The organism is Thermococcus sp. 21S7 (genome assembly GCF_012027615.1).
In the GTDB taxonomy this organism is placed as follows: Archaea; Methanobacteriota_B; Thermococci; order Thermococcales; family Thermococcaceae; genus Thermococcus.
This window is the reverse complement of record NZ_SNUT01000001.1, coordinates 407,387-425,065: the sequence shown is the minus strand read 5'-3', so window position 1 is coordinate 425,065 and position 17,679 is coordinate 407,387. Positions and strand designations below refer to the sequence as shown.

Sequence of the window (17,679 nt, the reverse complement as noted above, 5' to 3'; positions counted from 1 at the left end):
CCGGGCCGGGATTTATAAAGGTAGTTGGCCGCTTCCTTCCAACAGGCTTTTAAACGCTTAGCCATTTATCGAAACTATGCGGAAAAGGCTCCTTGCCCTTATAAGCCTCGGCTGGGTCTTCAACTACGCCCACAGGATGGCAATCCCTCCCCTCATTCCAATGATAAAGGCAGAGCTGGGGATAAACAACGCCGAGGCCGGGCTTTTGATGACGGCCCTGCTTTTACCCTACGCGCTCATACAGGTTCCAGCCGGGTACATCGGTGACCGCTTTGGGCGGAAGAGGCTCCTTGTCCTCAGCATAATCGGCTACTCGCTCTCATCCGCCCTCATAATCTTTGCCCGCGAGTACTGGGAACTGCTCGCGGTTCGGGCACTGTACGGCCTCTTCTCCGGCCTCTACTATGCCCCGGCGACGGCGCTGATAAGCGAGGTCTACCGCGAGAGGAAGGGCTCCGCGCTGGGCGTCTTCATGGTCGGCCCGCCCGTCGGCAGCGGGATAGCCCCCCTGATAGTCGTTCCCATAGCGATGAGCCTCGAATGGCGCTACGCCTTCCTGGGGCTCTCGGCGCTGAGCCTGGCAATCGGAATAGCCCTTGCCTTCGCCGTTAAGGGGGAGGTCTCAAAACCTTCGAGGGTCACTTTCTCAATCCCCCGGAACGTTTTTCTGCTCAGCGCGGCGAACTTCATAGTCCTGGCGGCTTTCTTCGGCCTCCTCACGTTCCTGGTATCTTTCCTTGTGAACTCGGGCGTCTCCCTTGAAACCGCGTCCCTGCTGTTCTCCCTTCTCTCGGTTATCGGAATCGCAGGTTCCCTCTTCGGCGGCGGCCTCTACGACAGAATAGGGAGGAGGAGCATAGCGGTGGTCTTCGGTCTCAACGCCCTCCTCACACTGATTCTTGCCCTAACGGCTTCCCTCTGGGTGATAATTCCCCTGGGGCTGGCGTTCTATTCGGTCGGCGCCATAGTCACCGCATACACATCGGAAAAGGCCACCGGGGAGAACCTCGGCTCGGTCATGGGCTTCGTCAACATGGTCGGGTTCTTTGGTGCAACCGTCGGTCCGTACCTCGTTGGGCTCCTCATTGACGGCTTCGGCTATGAGAAGGCGTTTCTCTCAATACCCGCCATGTACCTGCTGGCGTGGGGGATAATTCGGGTGGAAGAAAAGCTGGAAAAGAAGGAAATCAGCCGTACATGACTTCGTGCATAGCTATCTGCTGCGCCAGCTTCTGCTCCGAGCTGAAGACCTTCTCTATTGCCTTAAGGAAGTCGTCCTGGATGACGTGCTCGCGCCTCGCCCTTATGGCGAACATGCCTGCCTCGGTCGCTATGGCCTTCAGGTCGGCCCCGCTGGCTCCCTCCGTCATCTCCGCTATGATGCGCAGGTCGACGTCCTTGAGGTTCATCTTCCTGGTGTGAACCTTGAGTATCTCCAGTCTTCCGCGGAAGTCCGGCAACGGAACCTCTATCAGCCTGTCAAACCTTCCGGGCCTCAGCAGAGCCGGATCGAGGATGTCCGGCCTGTTAGTTGCCGCTATCACCTTGACGTTCCCGCTCGGATCGAAGCCGTCCATCTCTGCCAGGAGCTGCATCAGGGTTCTGTTGACTTCCCTCTCGCCACCGGTTGTCTCGTCCATCCTCTTTGCGCCTATTGCATCGATTTCATCGATGAATATTATTGTTGGGGCCTTTTCCTTGGCCAGTTCAAAGAGTTCGTGAACCAAGCGGGCGCCCTCGCCTATGAACTTCCTCACCAGCTCGCTGCCGACGACCTTTATGAAGGTGGCGTTGACCTCGTGGGCGAGTGCCTTCGCCATGAGGGTCTTTCCACAGCCCGGCGGGCCGTAGAGGAGAACGCCCTTCGGCGGTTCAATCCCTACCCTCTCGAAGAGCTCCGGGTGCCTGAGCGGAAGCTCCACTGCCTCCCTCAGCTCCTGGAGCTGCCTGTCGAGGCCTCCAACGTCCTTGTAGCTGACCTCTGGTCTCTCAATGACCTCAAAACCGAGAACGCTCGGGTCCTTTTCACTGGGGAGGAGCTCAACGACCGCCATCGTCCTCTGGTCGAGGGCAACCCTCGCTCCAGGACGCAGGTTCTCCCGCTCTATCCACGGCGCTATCCTGACAACGAAGCGCGGGCCGTTGTAGTTCTGGACTATTGCCCTGTCCTCGTCGAGCAGCTCTAGGAGTGTGCCCGCGAAGGCCGGGGGCTGTCTCAGCCGGGACATCTCCATCCTAAGGCGAGAGAGCTCCCTCTCCAGCCTCTCCTTATCGGCCTCCAGGGTTCTCACCTGGAGTTCAAGCTGTCTAATCCTCCTTTTGAGATACATGATGTAATCATCGTACTCGTCCGATGGTTTGACTCCGACGTCTTCAACGCTCATAATCTTTCACCTCTCACGTTTCAAACTGTGTAGAAGGGTCTTTTTAACTCTATCTTTTCCATGCATGCTTTGAGGCACTCGGCTTTATATACCTTTGGTACGGGATGTGCGGATTTTTCCTGACTTAATTTTGAAGTAATAGAACCCTGGTTTATTTGCGAAATTCTTATTAACTTCGAGTACCAACTATAATGGGGTTATAGCAAGGGGTGGGATGTAATGAGAGTTGAGATAAAGTTCAGGCCCGCAAAGGAGGGCACGATTCTCCCGTTTAATTATAACTACGACGTTTACGCTCAGCTTCTTGAGAAGATGGCCATAGTTTCGCCCGAAATAGCTCGGGAGGCCGAAGTAAGTCACGTTGATTATTTCACCTTCTCCCGCATCATGGTCAGGAAGCGTGAACTGATACCCGACAGGGGAATAAAAGTGCTCTCCGACGACGTTTCCCTCTACGTCTCCTCGTCTTCCAGCGAGTTGATAAAGGCCGTGGTGGAGGGCTTTATTGACAGCCCGATTCTTCAGCTGGGTGATGCCGCCTTCATAGCGGACGACATCAAAATTCTGAAAGAGCCCAGAATACGGGATGGGGCGCTCTTTTCAACTCTCAGTCCAATAATGGTCAGGACGGTCAAGCTCAGCGGCAACAAGATGAAGATATGGGACCTCTATCCGAGTGAAGAGGCCTTCTTCGACAAGCTCCGCAAGGTAATGCTGATGCGCTACTCCGCGATACTCGGCACCATGCCCGAGGAAAAGGACTTCACGATAGACGTGGTGAAGTTCAAGCCCGTCAGGATTCTCGTCAGGGACACCTACTACCGCGGCTCCCTCATGATATTCCGCTACCGCGGCTCCCTGGAGATAGCCCGCTTCGGCTACGAAAACGGCTTCGGCGAGAAGACGCGCTACGGCTTTGGAATGGTCAAAGTGATCGATGAAGAGCCCAGACGAGAAGGCCAAGAGTGAGTTCTATCAGCCACACAACCGCAACCAGTTTGGGCTCCGTCACCCTAACCCGTTTCATTATTGTCCCCAGGAAGCTGGGGTACGGCGGCGCCTGAAGCGTTCCATCCGGCAGAACCTTCGTTCTTCCGTGCCTTCTCACGCCAAAGCGAACCCCGACCGCCTTTATCATGAAATCCAGGAAGTGGGGAATCAGGAGCAACGCCGCGTAGGCCTCGACCTTTCCGGTGATGGCGATGAGGCCTATCAATGCGCCGGCGCTGAGTGTTCCTGTGTCGCCCGGAAAAACCCTCGCAGGATACCTGTTCCACCAGAGGAACCCGAGAACCGTTCCCAGGCCGGTGAGGGCAACGAGCCTCGCATCCCCATCGGTTATGGCCGCTAAAACACCGAGGATTACTGCGGAAGTGCCCATCTCCAGTCCGTTGAAGCCGGCCAGCAGGTTCACCAGGTTCGCCGAGCCCGTGACGAAGAGGGCCGCGAAGACGGGGTACAGGATGCCGAGGTTGATCGTGTAGCCGAAGACGTTAACCTCCGGCGCGACGCCGAAGAACGCCACCGGGACGGAGACTACGAGCGAGAGAACGACCTTGTGAAGCTGTCTCAAATTCGTCAGGTCGTCTATGATTCCGACGACCCCGAAGAGCAGGAAAACCAGAATAACCCTCGCGATTTCCTCGCTCATGAAGGGCGAGAGTGCCACGGGGAAGGCGAGGAGGATTGCTACTCCCCCCATCTCAGCCACTTCCGGCAGGTCCATCTTGTGGATGTCTCTCCCGATTATTCCTGCCCTCTTCATTCTCGCGGCTATGTAAGGGGTAAGGATGAGCGTCAGGGTTAAACCTATAAGTGGAGCGGCCGCTATCATATTTAGACACCCGACTCCCTTAGGGCTGGCCAAAAATAAATCCTTCGGTGGATATCATGGATGTGAGGCTCGTAGTTTTTGATCTCGACGGGACGCTGGTCGGCGCGCCCAAACCCTTCGCGGAACTCAAGGAGGAGCTTAAATCGAGGCTCTTGGGAATGGGGATACCCAAGGAAACGCTCGGCGATCTGACTCCCATGTACGAAAACCTGCTCAGAATATCACGCGAGACCGGGAGGGACTTCTGGGAGCTTTATTCTATCCTTGTCGAGCTTGAAGTCGAGAGGATAGGGGAGAGCTTTCTCTTTGAGGGGGTTCTGGACGTTCTGAATTTTCTGAGGGAAAATGGCATCGAGATGGCAATAATGACCAGAAGCTCCCGGAAGGCGACTCTGAAGGCACTGGAGATGCACGGAATAAGGAAGTACTTCCGGATAATCTCGACGCGGGACGACGTCCCCTCCGGAGAACTCAAACCGAACGCCGGGCAGCTGGAGCGGATAATCGAGTCCTTCGGCGCCGAACCCACCAAGGTTCTGGTGGTGGGCGACCACGGCTACGACGTACTCCCTGCCAGGGCACTCGGCGCTCTGAGCGTCATGGTGACTGGGCATACCGCAGGGAGGATGAGCTTTTCGGTGGACTCCACGCCGGATTTTGAGGTTCAGGATATGCCGGGTTTTCTGACCCTTCTAGAGAACATTTTAAATGCCTACGTTGTCGTCCCGGCCTACAACGAGGAGAAGACCCTCGGGAGCGTCCTGGACGACCTGCTCAGGTACTTCAGGCGGGATGAGGTAGTGGTAGTTAACGACGGCTCCAGGGACGGGACGAGGGAGATAGCGCGCTCCTACGGCGTCCACGTGCTGAACCATCTCGTCAACAGGGGTCTGGGCGGTGCACTCGGAACTGGAATCGCCTACGCCCTCAGGCAGAACGCCAGGCTGATACTCACCTTCGACGCCGACGGCCAGCACCTCGTGAGCGACGCCCTGCGCGTCATGAGGCCCGTTGCTGAGGGAAGGGCTGACTTTGCGGTTGGTTCGAGGCTCAAGGGCGACACAAGCCAGATGCCCTTCGTGAAGCGCTTTGGAAACTTCGTTCTCGACGCGATAACCGCCGTCTTTGCCCGAAAATACGTGAGCGACAGTCAGAGCGGTCTGCGCTGTCTCAGCAGAGAATGTGCCTCCAGAATAAGGATAACGTGCGACCGCTACGCGGTTTCGAGTGAGATTATAATCGAGGCCGCTAGGAACCGATGCCGCATCGTTGAGGTGCCTATCCGTGCAGTCTACACAGAGTACTCGATGAAGAAGGGAACGAACGTTTTGGAGGGTGTTAAGATAGCCCTCAACCTGCTGTTTGACAAGATGAGGTGATGGGGATGTACGCCGTTCAGTACATAGCCATAGTTGTGGTATTGGCTCTGATGTTCTACGTGATTGGGAAGTACGGAAAGAAAGAGTTTGAATGGGGGGATTTCCTCTTTTGGGAGGCCATCCTTCTTGGTCTCTTGGTGGTTTCAATCTTTCCTCTCCAGATAGCGGAGGAGATTAGGAAGCTTCTCGGCCTTGGTAGGGGACTCGATGCCCTCTTTGTCCTCAGCATCGGCCTGTCCTACATAATGATATTCAAGGTGTATCTGGCGGTTGACAGAACCGAGCGGGAGATAACCGAGCTGACGCGGAAAATCGCCATTGAGCTTGAGGAAATGAACGGAAGGCTGAAGAAAATCGAGGAGAAGCTTTAATCTACGAACTCCCCGAAAAGCTCCTCCAAAAAGACCCGCACCCGCTCCTTCGGGAGTTTAAACTGTCTTATCCTGACTATCCCTTTTTCCTGTGCTTCCTTCAGGAGAATCTCCGTTGCCTCGTTTGGGTACATCTCCTCGTAGACTATCTCCCGGATTCCAGCGTTGATCACCAGCTTGAAGCATGTGTCGCAGGGGAAGTGAGTGACGTAGAGCGTCGCTCCTTCTAGGCTTATGCCTTTTCTAGCCGCCATAGCTATGACGTTCTGCTCCGCATGGACGGCCCTGTGGCAGTGGCCGTCGACGATGAGGCATCCGGCGTCTATGCAGTGCTCCATGCCCCTCGGCGCACCGTTGTATCCGGTTGCAAGGATGTATCCATCCTTTACAGCCACCGCTCCTACCCTCAGGCGCGGACAGGTCGCCCTGAGCGATACAAGCTTGGCTATGAGCATGAAGTACTCGTCCTTGGTGGGCCGGATGCGCTTTATCCTCTCGGCCCGTTCCCTGTCAAGTACTATCTCCACCGGCATAGGCATCACTGCATCATGCGCTGGTTGAACATGTTGTTGCCGTGAAGCTCGACGAGTATCCGGAATATTCTCTCATCGTAGCTCGGGTGGGTTTCTATCCTCGGAACCTTCTGGCGTCTCTCTATGGACGGCTCTATGCTGGGCACGGCGCTCAGTCTTACATTGGCCCTGAGGTCCTCGTAGTATTTGAGCTCCTCAAGGGCATGCTTCAGGCTCATGGGCACGTTCAGCAGTCTGAGTGCTGATTCGTCCGCCAGAAACTCCCTGCTCTTGAGAAAGTTCGCTCTGGCGACTTCGTAGAGAGCGTAGAGGAGCAGCGCCGCCAGCGTAACGCTCGGCCTGTGGGCGAGGAGTATCAGTATCCCCGTGAAGACCATCATCAGGTACCTGCCGTACGCCAGCACAGGGAATACCTTGGTATCCCCGTTCTTTATGTGGCCCAGCTCGTGGGCGGCGACCGCGAGTATCTCCTCCCTGTCGAGCACCTCGAAAAGACCGAGGGAGAGCACTATAGTGTTTTTGAAGGAGTACGCGTTTGGTATGTAGTCGTCCAGGATGTATATTCGCGGCATTGTAATCCCGGCCTTGCTGGCCATCTCCGCTATGCCGTCGTAGAGCCAGGGCATCTCACTCCTCTGCAGGGTTACGTAATTGCCTTTGACGTCCCTGGTTGAGACCCAGATGTAGAGGAGTACTACGGAGCCGAAGGCAGCCACCGCTATCTTGAGGCCAAGCTCCTTTAGGGCCATCACCGCCAGCAAAACCTCAAGGGCCATGATGATGAACAGCATCTTTCATCACTTTTTAATTCTGGACAGGTATGCGTAGGTTGCCTCCCTGAAGTTTGTCATCAGTGCGTCGAGGATGCTCTGGACGACCCGCTCTTCGAACTCCTCCCTGGTTGTCGTTATGGAATAGACGTATCTCATCCCACCCCTGCCCTTCTCGACGCTCCTTCTGAGAAGGCCGCGCTCGCACAGGCGGTTCATGAGGATGCTTACCGTGGAGCGCCTGATGTCCGGGTGCTTCACCTTCATGTACTCATAGACCTGACCTGCGGTGGCAACCTGAACCTTCCACATGTGCTCCATTATCTCGGCTTCGAGGGGTGGAAGAACTGCCTTTATACCCTCCTCGGTGAGCTTGAATTCATGCGGTTCCATGGTTCATTCCTCCTTCGTCCTGTTCTATGTAGGGTGCCCAAGCTAAAAAGTTTTTGTGCTTTTTGATGCTCTAATGCACATTCCGGTTCATTCGTTCGAGTGATTAGGTTTTTAAATTCACCCGGGGAATACCTATGGGCGTGGGCCGGTGGCCTAGTCGGGACAGGGCGTCGGCCTCCGGAGCCGAAGGTCGCGGGTTCAAATCCCGCCCGGCCCGCCAGTAACACAAACTTTTGCAGGGCAAAAGTTTGATCAAAAGCTTGTGATTCCTTTTGAGTGGTCATGTTCTTAGGGTTTTGTTTTAGTGGTGACTTTATAAGGGGATTCATCGCCAAAAGGGCGCTTTTTAACGGGTTCAACTTCACCCGCGCTCCTCCGGAGCGCTAAAAAAGCCGAACCTATTGAAGGTTGCCTTCGTGGAATGAATCTAAATCAACTGCCAATTTAAGTGAAAAATCCCTTCCAAATAGCAATCCACAAAAGAATCACGAACTTTGGTGAAGCTTTTTCCAAAAGCTTCCTGTACTCTCAAACCCCCAGAGTGGGGCTTCGTCCCACAACCCCGTTTTTCTCTAGCTACGTGCTTTTGATGAAACTTTTTCTAAAAGGTTCCTTGGTCAAGCTTTGCTTGCCCAAAGGTTGCCGGGGTCAAGCTTAAAAGCGCCTTCTCCAACGCCATTCGGTGAGGCTCATGGCGATATACTTCATAGGGCTTGGTCTCTACGACGAGAAGGACATCACGCTCAAAGGGCTTGAAGTGGCTAGAAAGTGCGACCTGGTCTTCGCTGAGTTCTACACGTCTCTTCTGGCCGGAACAACGCTGGACAGGGTTGAGGAGCTCATCGGAAAGCCCATAAGAAGGCTCAGCAGGGAGGAGGTCGAACTTCACTTCGAGCGCATCGTGCTGAGCGAGGCCAGGGAGAAGGACGTGGCTTTTCTGACCGCCGGCGATCCGATGGTGGCAACGACGCACTCCGACCTCCGGATAAGGGCCAAGGAGCTCGGAATCGAGAGCTACGTCATCCACGCCCCGAGCATCTACTCAGCGATAGCGGTAACCGGACTGCAGATATACAAGTTCGGCAAGAGCGCAACCGTCGCCTATCCGGAGAAGAACTGGTTTCCCACGAGCCACTACGATGTGATAAAAGAGAACATGGAAAGAAACCTGCACACGATGCTCTTCCTCGACATAAAGGCCGAGCAGAACCGCTACATGACGGCCAACGAGGCGATGGAGATACTGCTCCAGGTAGAGGAGATGAAGAGGGAAAACGTCTTCACCCCCGATACTCTGGTGGTTGTCCTCGCGAGGGCCGGCTCACTGAACCCGACGCTCAGGGCGGGATACGTTCGGGACATGCTCAATGAGGACTTTGGACGGCAGCCCCACGTGATGGTCGTTCCGGGCAGGCTCCACATAGTCGAGGCCGAGTACCTGGTGGCCTTCGCAGGGGCTCCGAAAGAGATACTCGACGGAATCTAGCGAAAGCTTTATATTTTCCCCTCCGCCCACTAATTTCGGGATGGGCCCGTGGTCTAGCCTGGTTATGACGCCGCCCTCACACGGCGGAGGTCCGGGGTTCGAACCCCCGCGGGCCCACCATAGGGAACTTTACTTGTGCGAAGTTTCATCCTGAGTGCCGGTTTTTCTCTTCCGAAACTGCAGTCCCGCCCACATCTGTCCACTAAACGTTATAAAGGCCATCGCTTTACTTCGTCTTTAGGTGGGTTACGTTGGAGAAGGACGCTCATAGGTTCGAGCTCAACGGTGCTTTCGTTCTGATTCCCAAAAAACCTGATTTGAAGTATCTCTACATCGAGATAACCAACCGCTGCAACCTCCGCTGTGAGATGTGCTTCAAGCAGTACTGGGAGGACCCCGAGGGGGATATGGACTGGGGGCTGTTCCTCAAAATTCTTGACGACGCCGAGGAGCTCCCCGAACTGGAGATGGTATACTTTGGGGGCATAGGCGAGCCAACGGTTCATCCGAGGTTCATGGACATGGCCAGGGAGGTCAGGAGGCGGGGATTTGCGCTGGGAATAAGCACCAACGGCTTTCTTCTCACGGACAAACGTATAGAAGAGCTCGTTGAGCTTGGCCTCGACCTGATATACTTCTCGGTGGACTCCGTGCCCACCCAGCCGGTGGACATAGGCCATATAAAGCCAGACGTGACGGGTTCCAGGATTAGGAAGATTCAGGAGGTCAAGAAAAGGCTCAACAGCGACGTCCCGCACATAGGGGTTGAGGTGGTGGTCACCAAGGAGAACTACACCGAGCTCGTGGACATAGTCCACTACGTGGGATCGCTGGGCGTTGATACGGTCCTCATCTCAAACCTGATTCCGATAACGAAGGAGCACGCGGAGCTGATAGTGTACGACGGAAGCGTTGACATGAAGCCGATAGTGGACAAGCTTGAAGCCGTTTATCACGGCTACATCTACAAGCTCGCGGAGTTCTCCCTGAGGACGGAGAGGCACTGCGAGTTCGTGGAGAAGAACGTGGCCGTCATACGGTGGGACGGCGAGGTCGCCCCCTGCTACCGCTTCCTCCACACGTACCCGGAGATAGTATTCGGAAGGGAGAAACGGGTGCTCGCGTACTCCTTTGGGAACGTTAAGGAGAAGAGCCTGAAGGATATATGGACCAGCAGGGACTATTCCTGGTTCCGCTTCGTTGTCAGGAATTCGCTGTATCCAAGCTGCGCGGACTGTCCGCTCAACGAGTCTTGTTCCTTCGTGTGGGACACTGAGTCCGACTGCTGGAGCAACAGGCCGAGCTGTGCCGACTGCCTCTGGGCGAGGCGCATAGTGCTCTGCCCGATACCCGAAAAAGGCATGAAAGGATTTTGGTGAATTTAAATTCATGCTTTTACTAATCTTTCTATTTTGGTTGGAGACTTTTAATTTCAAAAAACTTTACCTCGATATTTGTTAAACTAATGTGCTTATCATTACATTAATGTTGCATTCTTTTGCTTTCGTCAAATTTATTAGCATCAATGTACAAAAATGTTTCACAAGAACTGCTGGAGGCTTCGAAATATGTTTGCGTATTGGGGAAAAATTTTGAGAGTGAACTTGACGGATGGGACCATTAAGGAGGAGCACTTTGACGAGGAGTTCGCGAAGAAGTGGCTGGGGACGAGGGGTTTCGGTATCTACTATCTCCTCAAGGAGATGGACGCCACTGCGGACCCTCTGAGCCCGGAGAATAAGATTATATACGCCACCGGCCCTCTGACCGGTACGACCGCGCCCACCGGCGGGAGGTACATGGTCATAACCAAGAGCCCGCTGACCGGCTACATCGCCATGGCCAACTCCGGTGGCTTCTTCGGTGCGGAGCTGAAGTTCGCGGGCTGGGACGCCGTCATAGTTGAGGGTGCCTCGGATCACCCGGTTTACCTCTACATCAACGATGAGAGCGTCGAGCTTAGAGACGCGAGCCATCTCTGGGGCAAAACCTCCGGCGAGACTGAGGAGGCTCTCAAGGAGGAGATTGGCGACAACCGCATCAGAATGGCACTTATAGGCCCTGCCGGTGAAAACCTCGTGAGGTTCTCGGCCGTTATGAACGATGAGCACCGCGCCGCCGCCAGGGGTGGCGTTGGGGCCGTCATGGGAAGCAAGAAGCTGAAAGCCATCGTCGTCCGCGGCCACAAGCGCGTTGAGGTCGCCGACAGGGCGAAGTTCACGAGCGTCGTCAAGGAGAAGACCGACAAGCTGAGGAACGACCCCGTTGCCGGTGGAGGTTTACCAAAGTACGGAACGGCCGTTCTCGTGAACATCATCAACCAAAACGGTCTGTATCCGACGAGAAACTTCCAGGACAGCCAGTTCGAGTACGCGGAGGAGCAGAGCGGTGAGGCCATGACCGCCAAGTACCTGATAAGGAACAAGCCCTGCTACGCCTGTCCGATCGGCTGTGGAAGGGTGAACAAGCTCCCGACAACGGGTGTTACAGAGGGACCTGAATACGAGAGCATCTGGGCGCTCGGTGCCCACAACGGAATAAACGACCTTGCGACTATAATCGAAGCCAACCACTGGGCCGATGAGTACGGTCTGGACACCATAAGCCTCGGTGGAACCCTCGCAACCGCGATGGAGCTCTACGAGAAGGGCATCCTCAAGCAGGAAGACCTTGGAGAGGAAGCTCCCCCGTTCAGGTGGGGCAACAGCGAGGTTCTCCACTACTACATCGAGAAGATCGCCAAGAGGGAAGGCTTCGGAGACAAGCTGGCCGAAGGCGGCTACCGTCTGGCCGAGATGTACGGCCACACCGAGTACTTCATGGGCGTCAAGAAGCAAGAATTGCCCGCCTACGACCCGCGCGGAGCAGAAGGCCACGGCCTCGGTTACGCCACCAACAACCGCGGCGGCTGCCACATCAAGCAGTACATGATAAGCCCCGAGATTCTCGGCTACCCGTACAAGATGGACCCGCACGACATCGGCGACGAGAAGGTCAAGATGGTCATCCTCTTCCAGGACCTCACGGCGCTCATCGACGCCGCCGGGCTGTGTGTCTTCACGACCTTTGGACTCGGCGCCGATGACTATCGCGATATGCTTAACGCGGCCCTCGGCTGGGACCTCTCGACCGAGGAGTACCTCAAGATAGGCGAGCGCATCTGGAACGCCGAGAGGCTGTTCAACCTGAAAGCAGGCCTCGACCCGCTCAAGGAGGACACCCTGCCGAAGAGACTGCTTGAGGAGCCCGTCAGGAACGGGCCGAACAAGGGTCACGTCGTCAGGCTCCACCTCATGCTCCCGAAGTACTACGAGTTCCGCGGCTGGACCGGGGACGGCAGGATAACCGAGGAGAAGATGAAGGATCTCGGAATTGATGAACTCTGACCGGGTGTTGCCTTTTCATTTTTGCGTTTTTGTAACTTACAGTATTTTGTATCTACTGTTTACAAATATTTCCGGAAAAATTTCTTCATTGATATCATATGCAACAATACGTTTTAGAATCGAAATATTTATATTATGGGCGCACGATACAGTACAGTGCTCCTATGGTGGATTAGATACCCGAATGGTCTAAAAGGGCAAGTAATGAACCGAGGTGTTCTGGAATGAAGGGCTGGAGAACTGTTGTGCTGGCCATCTTCCTGATAGGCCTTGTCGCCGGAATGGCAGCTGCAGCGCCGACAAAACCCGTTGTTAGGAATATCGATACCCAGGAGAAGAACTACGGTCTGATGACCCCGAGACTGTTTAAAAAGGTCCAGAGAATGGACTGGGATCAGGAAATCAGCACGGTTATAATGTTCGACAGTCCGCAGAATCGGGACGGGGCCATAACTGTGCTGGAAACAATGGGGGCGAAGATTAAATACTCCTATAAGATAATCCCCGCCATCGCGGTCAAGATGAAGGTCAGGGACCTCCTGCTCATCGCCGGCATGATCGACACCGGGTTCTTCGGCAACACTAAGGTCTCTGGAATAAAGTTCATCCAGGAGGATTACAAGGTCCGGGTTTCGGACGCCACCTCAGTTTCCCAGATAGGGGCGGACACCGTCTGGAACTCCCTCGGCTACGATGGTAGCGGTATCGTTGTTGCGGTTATCGATACGGGTATAGACGCAAGCCACCCCGACCTCAAAGGTAAGGTCGTGGCATGGTACGACGTCGTCAACGGCAAGACCACCCCCTACGATGACAACGGCCACGGAACCCACGTTGCCGGTATCGTTGCCGGAACCGGCGCGGTCAACTCACGGTACATCGGCGTCGCCCCCGGAGCGAAGCTCGTCGGCGTTAAGGTTCTCGCCGCTGACGGCTCGGGAACCATCTCGGATATAATCGCTGGCGTTGACTGGGTCGTTCAGAACAAGGACAAGTACGGAATCAAGGTCATCAACCTCTCCCTCGGCTCAAGCCAGAGCTCGGACGGCACCGACTCCCTGAGCCAGGCAGTTAACAACGCCTGGGCTTCTGGACTTGTCGTCTGCGTTGCCGCAGGAAACAGCGGCCCCAAAACCTACACCGTCGGCTCTCCGGCCGCCGCTGACAAGGTCATAACGGTCGGGGCCGTGGACAGCACCGACACTATAGCCAGCTTCTCCAGCAGGGGTCCGACCGCCGACGGAAGGCTCAAGCCGGAAGTCGTTGCCCCGGGTGTTGACATCATCGCCCCGAGGGCCAGCGGAACCAGCATGGGCACTCCGATAGACAACTACTACACCAAGGCCTCTGGAACCAGTATGGCCACTCCGCACGTTGCGGGCGCCGCTGCCCTCATACTCCAGGCCCACCCGACATGGAGCCCGGACAAGATAAAGACTGCCTTCATCGAGACCGCCGACATAGTCAAGCCCGATGAGATAGCGGACATCGCCTACGGTGCAGGTAGGATCAACGTCTACAAGGCCATAAACTACGACAACTACGCCAAGCTCGTCTTCACCGGCTCTGTTGCCAACAAGGGAAGCTCCACTCACGCCTTCGACATCAGCGGCGCGACCTTCGTCACCGCGACCCTCTACTGGGACACCAGCTCAAGCGACCTCGACCTCTACCTCTACGACCCCAACGGAAACCAGGTTGACTACTCCTACACCGCCTACTACGGCTTCGAAAAGGTCGGCTACTACAACCCGACCGCGGGAACCTGGACGATTAAGGTCGTCAGCTACAGCGGTGCGGCAAACTACCAGGTCGACGTCGTCAGCGACGGCTCTCTGAGCCAGTCCGGTGGAACCACTCCCTCCCCCGGTCCGACACCGACCACCGACAGCCAGACCTTCACCGGTTCCGTCCACGACTTCTGGGACACCAGCGACAGCTTCACCATGACCGTCAACAGCGGCGCCACCAAGATAACCGGAGACCTGACCTTCGACACCAGCGCCCACGACCTCGACCTGTACCTCTACGACCCCAATGGAAACCTCGTTGACCGCTCTGAAACCTCCAACAGCTACGAGCACGTTGAATACCTCAATCCGGCACCGGGAACCTGGAAGTTCCTCGTTTACGCCTACAGCACCTCAGGCTGGGCCAGCTACCAGCTCGACGTCGTTGTCTACTACGGCTGAAGGCTTTTAACACCCTTTTCTTTTCTCTTTGAGGTGGTTGAAATGGGGCGGATTCTCGGGGCAGCGCTCATCCTGATGATCATCGGATTATCCCTCCCAATGGGGAGCGCTAAAATCGAGCCTTACGTTTACAAGCCAACCGTTCCCGAAACTGCCTTTTCAGTTCTTGCCCTTTACCAAACCGGGGACTATGATAGGGCTCTTGAGGGATGCGAATGGCTCGTGGCGTTGAAGACGCCCTTTGATTCATGGGGGATGGCCTACGGGGAAGAGCACATGGCAAAGTACACCGCGATGGCCATGCTGGCTCTCATGCGCGGTGAAGACGTCGCCAGGGGCCGTTACCTCGATGTTCTCAACGGCGCCGCGTACTGGCTGATATACAAGCAGAACCCCGACGGCTCGTGGGAGGACTACACCGGAACGGCGCTCGCTTTAATCGCTCTCAAGGAATTCCTGAACGGGTACATCAACGAAAACCTCACGGGATTCGAAAAGCAGGTGAGAGATGCCATAAACCGCGGGGAGGGCTGGCTGATAGAGGCCAAGCCAAAAACCGATGCAGAGCGGATATTCGGATACCTAGCCCTTGGAAAAAAGGATGAACTTGAAAAGATGAGCGTCGAAGGCGAGCTGAAAGCCTACCGCGCCTTTGCCTTGGCCTACCTCGGTGAGAGGGTTGAACTCAGCGACGATTTTGAATCCACCGTGACCATAGCTATGGCACTCTATGCGACGGGAGATGAGAAATACCGCAGGGAACTGCTCGAAAAGGAACACTTCGGGTTCTGGGGTGTTCTCCACTACCGCGTTCTCGACCTGCTGAGCGTTTCCAAGGTAGGGGGCTTTGAAGACCTGAGGGACATCGCGTGTCCGTATCTCGGGAAGATAACCCCTGGAGACGACTGGGAAAGGGTAATCCTGGCCGATTACTACCTGCTCTGCAACATGACCCCCGAACTTCCCTCCAACTATTCGGGGCTGTTTCCATGGCAGGTTGCCGAAATTGCCCGGGTGAAGGCCCTTCTCGGGGAAAACTACTCGAACGAGGTGGAGTATCTTCTAAGCACAGCCAAAAATGGCCTCTGGAAAGACTTCTACAACACCGAGTACGTGGTGTGGGTGCTCCGGGAGCTGAACGTCAGCCACGACTACGACGCCTCCCTCAGCTATCTCTCCAGCAACCTCACCTGGATGCTCAAAACGAAGGATCCAAAAACCGGAAACCCCGTTTACTACAACGTCCCCACCTACTACTTCGCCTACGCCCTTATAGTCTTCAAGGAGTTCGGCATGGAGAAGGAGCTCAACGAAACCCTGAACCTGCTCATGGAGAGGCAGTATCCCAACGGCGCGTTTCCCTACACTCCCGGCTCGGTGGCAGGACTGACCTCCACCGCAAAGGCAGTCTGGGCACTCCAGCTGGCGGAACTTGAGAACACGACCGCGTACGCCAGGGGCGTTTCGTTCCTTAGGGGTGTCCTTTACGCGGATATCCCAGAGGTCACCGTGAAGGACGGGGAAGCGAAGCTGACCAACGCCACTTTCCTTCTGATTCAGGACGGAAGGTACGTCGGGAATCTGACGGACGAGGCAGGGATATCCGGGCTGGACGGCTACGTGGTGATATATCCATCGCAAAATCTACTGATGATAGAGGCCCACGCAGTGAATGGCTTTAGGGCGGCAGAGAGAGCCGGGGAAAACAACAAAACCGCGTACCTGTACATCGGCGCCGGTGCCGCCCTGATAGCCACGGCGGTGCTCATCGCGAGAAGGAAAGAACGCGGAGAAAAGGGGAAGAGGCTATAAGCGGCCTTTTTAATTTTTCATGTCGTTGAAGCCTCTTCGTCGTTGTAGAGCTCGTCGCCAAGCTCTATCTTCTCCTCGAAGCCCTTCGAGCCCTCAAGGGTCTGTATCCTGAACATGTAGCTCTTGTACCAGTTGTAGGACGGCTTGACCTTGACCGGCAGGAGCTTCCAGGCGCGCGTTTCCTCCTCGTAGCCCCAGTTGACGTATTCGTTGAAGTTCCTGATGATGTCGGTGATGACGACCCCGAACTCGTTGAGGAGAACCCTCTGGATTTCCCTCCACTTGTCGAGCGAGCTTTCGCGCCTCGTTATGCCGAAGTAGCCAGCGCAGCCGGGCCCTTTGAGCGTCGCTATTCCCCTGCCGACGAACGCCCTTATGGCGTCAACCGTCTCGGGCGGGTCGGTGATGAAGGTGTCGAACTTGTGGAGCGCGTAGTCCGGGAGCGGCTCCCTCAAATCGAAGGTGAACATCTCGATGTTCTCGTAGCCGAGCTCGTCGGCCGTCTTCTCGATGAACTTCACGAGGCGCTCGTCTATGTCGAGAACTGCTATTCTCTTGGGAAGCCCGCTGAGCATCAGCGCTATGCTCGTGAGGTCGTCGTCGCCGAGGACGAAAACTTCTTTGTTCTCAAGGTCCCCGCGGGTGTGCATGAGGGCTATCCTGGCGACGGTGGTCTCGGGGGTAACGTAGGCCTGGTCGAAGTCGTGCTTGGGCTGCGGGCGGTCTTTGACTATCTCCTTGAACTGCTCAAGGAGGTCGCTGAACGCTGAAAGCTCGACGGTCTTGCCCTCACAGTGGGAGCAGGTGTAGTCCTTTCTGGCGCCGATTCCATACTTCTCCACCAGCTTCCTGCCGCTCTGGGTGAGAACGACGCTCGGGCCGTCGAAGGCTACGTAGCCGAGCTCGTGGAGTGCAGTAACAACGGCAACGACGAGCGGGAGCGGCTCCTCGCTGAGGTCAACGATTCTCCATACGTCTCCGCTTGCCTGGATGGCGCTCAGAACGTTTTCAACCGTTCTCTCGTAAACGGGGATGCTCGTCTTCTCCCTCACCTTCTCCACTATCTCCCTCATCGCAAGCACCTCCAGAAGCATTTTAGGTTCGTAAACGGGGTTAAGGTGGGTCTCTTTTAAGGTTTT

General features: G+C 55.7%; 15 protein-coding genes and 2 tRNA genes. 11 read left to right on the top strand and 6 right to left on the bottom strand.

What is annotated here, in order from left to right; translation table 11 throughout:
- Positions 1-76 precede the first annotated feature (76 nt).
- Positions 77-1,201 carry an MFS transporter gene (locus E3E51_RS02275; protein WP_167911486.1) on the top strand — a complete coding sequence of 375 codons (1,125 nt, stop codon included), beginning with the start codon at positions 77-79 and terminating at the stop codon, positions 1,199-1,201.
- On the opposite strand, the gene E3E51_RS02270 is transcribed toward E3E51_RS02275, so the two are convergent.
- Entirely contained in the window at positions 1,188-2,384 is a 1,197-nt protein-coding gene (locus E3E51_RS02270; protein WP_167911485.1) for a proteasome-activating nucleotidase, read from the bottom strand. The genes E3E51_RS02275 and E3E51_RS02270 overlap by 14 nt on opposite strands.
- Positions 2,385-2,603: 219 nt before the next feature.
- Here E3E51_RS02270 and cas6 point away from each other — a divergent pair, with 219 nt between their 5' ends.
- On the top strand, positions 2,604-3,353 hold the full coding sequence (cas6, locus tag E3E51_RS02265) for a CRISPR-associated endoribonuclease Cas6 (RefSeq protein WP_167911484.1): 750 nt from the start codon (positions 2,604-2,606) through the stop codon (positions 3,351-3,353).
- Here cas6 and E3E51_RS02260 read toward each other — a convergent pair.
- Positions 3,310-4,218: a glycosyltransferase 4 family protein gene (locus E3E51_RS02260; protein WP_167911483.1), complete on the bottom strand. Its 909-nt coding sequence runs from the start codon at positions 4,216-4,218 to the stop codon at positions 3,310-3,312. The genes cas6 and E3E51_RS02260 overlap by 44 nt on opposite strands.
- A 56-nt stretch (positions 4,219-4,274) precedes the next feature.
- Between E3E51_RS02260 and E3E51_RS02255 the strand changes: the two genes are divergently transcribed.
- Positions 4,275-5,597, top strand: a complete 1,323-nt coding sequence (locus E3E51_RS02255; RefSeq protein WP_167911482.1) for a glycosyltransferase — start codon at positions 4,275-4,277, stop codon at positions 5,595-5,597.
- Positions 5,598-5,602: 5 nt separating this feature from the next.
- Positions 5,603-5,968: a DUF2304 family protein gene (locus E3E51_RS02250; RefSeq protein WP_167911684.1), complete on the top strand. Its 366-nt coding sequence runs from the start codon at positions 5,603-5,605 to the stop codon at positions 5,966-5,968.
- Here E3E51_RS02250 and E3E51_RS02245 read toward each other — a convergent pair.
- Genes E3E51_RS02245 through E3E51_RS02235 form a run of 3 tightly spaced genes read right to left on the bottom strand, consistent with a single transcriptional unit; the run spans position 5,965 to position 7,664 of the window.
- The gene (locus tag E3E51_RS02245; RefSeq protein WP_167911683.1) at positions 5,965-6,501 is read right to left on the bottom strand and encodes a cytidine/deoxycytidylate deaminase family protein; all 537 of its coding nucleotides are present in this window, start codon (positions 6,499-6,501) and stop codon (positions 5,965-5,967) included. The genes E3E51_RS02250 and E3E51_RS02245 overlap by 4 nt on opposite strands.
- A gap of 5 nt (positions 6,502-6,506) precedes the next feature.
- On the bottom strand, positions 6,507-7,292 hold the full coding sequence (locus E3E51_RS02240; protein WP_167911481.1) for a M48 family metalloprotease: 786 nt from the start codon (positions 7,290-7,292) through the stop codon (positions 6,507-6,509).
- Positions 7,293-7,298: 6 nt separating this feature from the next.
- A complete protein-coding gene (locus E3E51_RS02235; RefSeq protein WP_167911480.1) occupies positions 7,299-7,664 on the bottom strand; it encodes a BlaI/MecI/CopY family transcriptional regulator in 366 nt (121 codons plus the stop codon).
- A gap of 142 nt (positions 7,665-7,806) precedes the next feature.
- Here E3E51_RS02235 and E3E51_RS02230 point away from each other — a divergent pair.
- The 7 genes from E3E51_RS02230 to E3E51_RS02200 all read left to right on the top strand — a co-directional run bounded on the left by E3E51_RS02230 (position 7,807) and on the right by E3E51_RS02200 (position 16,540).
- Positions 7,807-7,884, top strand: a tRNA-Arg gene (locus E3E51_RS02230).
- A gap of 471 nt (positions 7,885-8,355) precedes the next feature.
- Positions 8,356-9,150, top strand: coding sequence for a diphthine synthase (gene dph5, locus E3E51_RS02225; RefSeq protein ID WP_167911682.1), 795 nt, complete (start codon positions 8,356-8,358; stop codon positions 9,148-9,150).
- Positions 9,151-9,192: 42 nt separating this feature from the next.
- Positions 9,193-9,270 (top strand) — tRNA-Val (locus tag E3E51_RS02220).
- 131 nt (positions 9,271-9,401) lie between these two features.
- A complete protein-coding gene (locus E3E51_RS02215) occupies positions 9,402-10,529 on the top strand; it encodes a tungsten cofactor oxidoreductase radical SAM maturase (protein ID WP_167911479.1) in 1,128 nt (375 codons plus the stop codon).
- Positions 10,530-10,718: 189 nt separating this feature from the next.
- A complete protein-coding gene (locus E3E51_RS02210; protein ID WP_167911478.1) occupies positions 10,719-12,536 on the top strand; it encodes an aldehyde ferredoxin oxidoreductase family protein in 1,818 nt (605 codons plus the stop codon).
- A 224-nt stretch (positions 12,537-12,760) separates the two neighbouring features.
- Entirely contained in the window at positions 12,761-14,728 is a 1,968-nt protein-coding gene (locus tag E3E51_RS02205; RefSeq protein WP_167911477.1) for a S8 family serine peptidase, read from the top strand.
- Between the two features lie 42 nt (positions 14,729-14,770).
- Positions 14,771-16,540, top strand: a complete 1,770-nt coding sequence (locus tag E3E51_RS02200; RefSeq protein ID WP_167911681.1) for a hypothetical protein — start codon at positions 14,771-14,773, stop codon at positions 16,538-16,540.
- Positions 16,541-16,557: 17 nt separating this feature from the next.
- On the opposite strand, the gene bpsA is transcribed toward E3E51_RS02200, so the two are convergent.
- Complete coding sequence (bpsA, locus tag E3E51_RS02195; protein ID WP_167911476.1) at positions 16,558-17,613, bottom strand: N(4)-bis(aminopropyl)spermidine synthase; 1,056 nt, start codon at positions 17,611-17,613, stop codon at positions 16,558-16,560.
- Positions 17,614-17,679 lie beyond the last annotated feature (66 nt).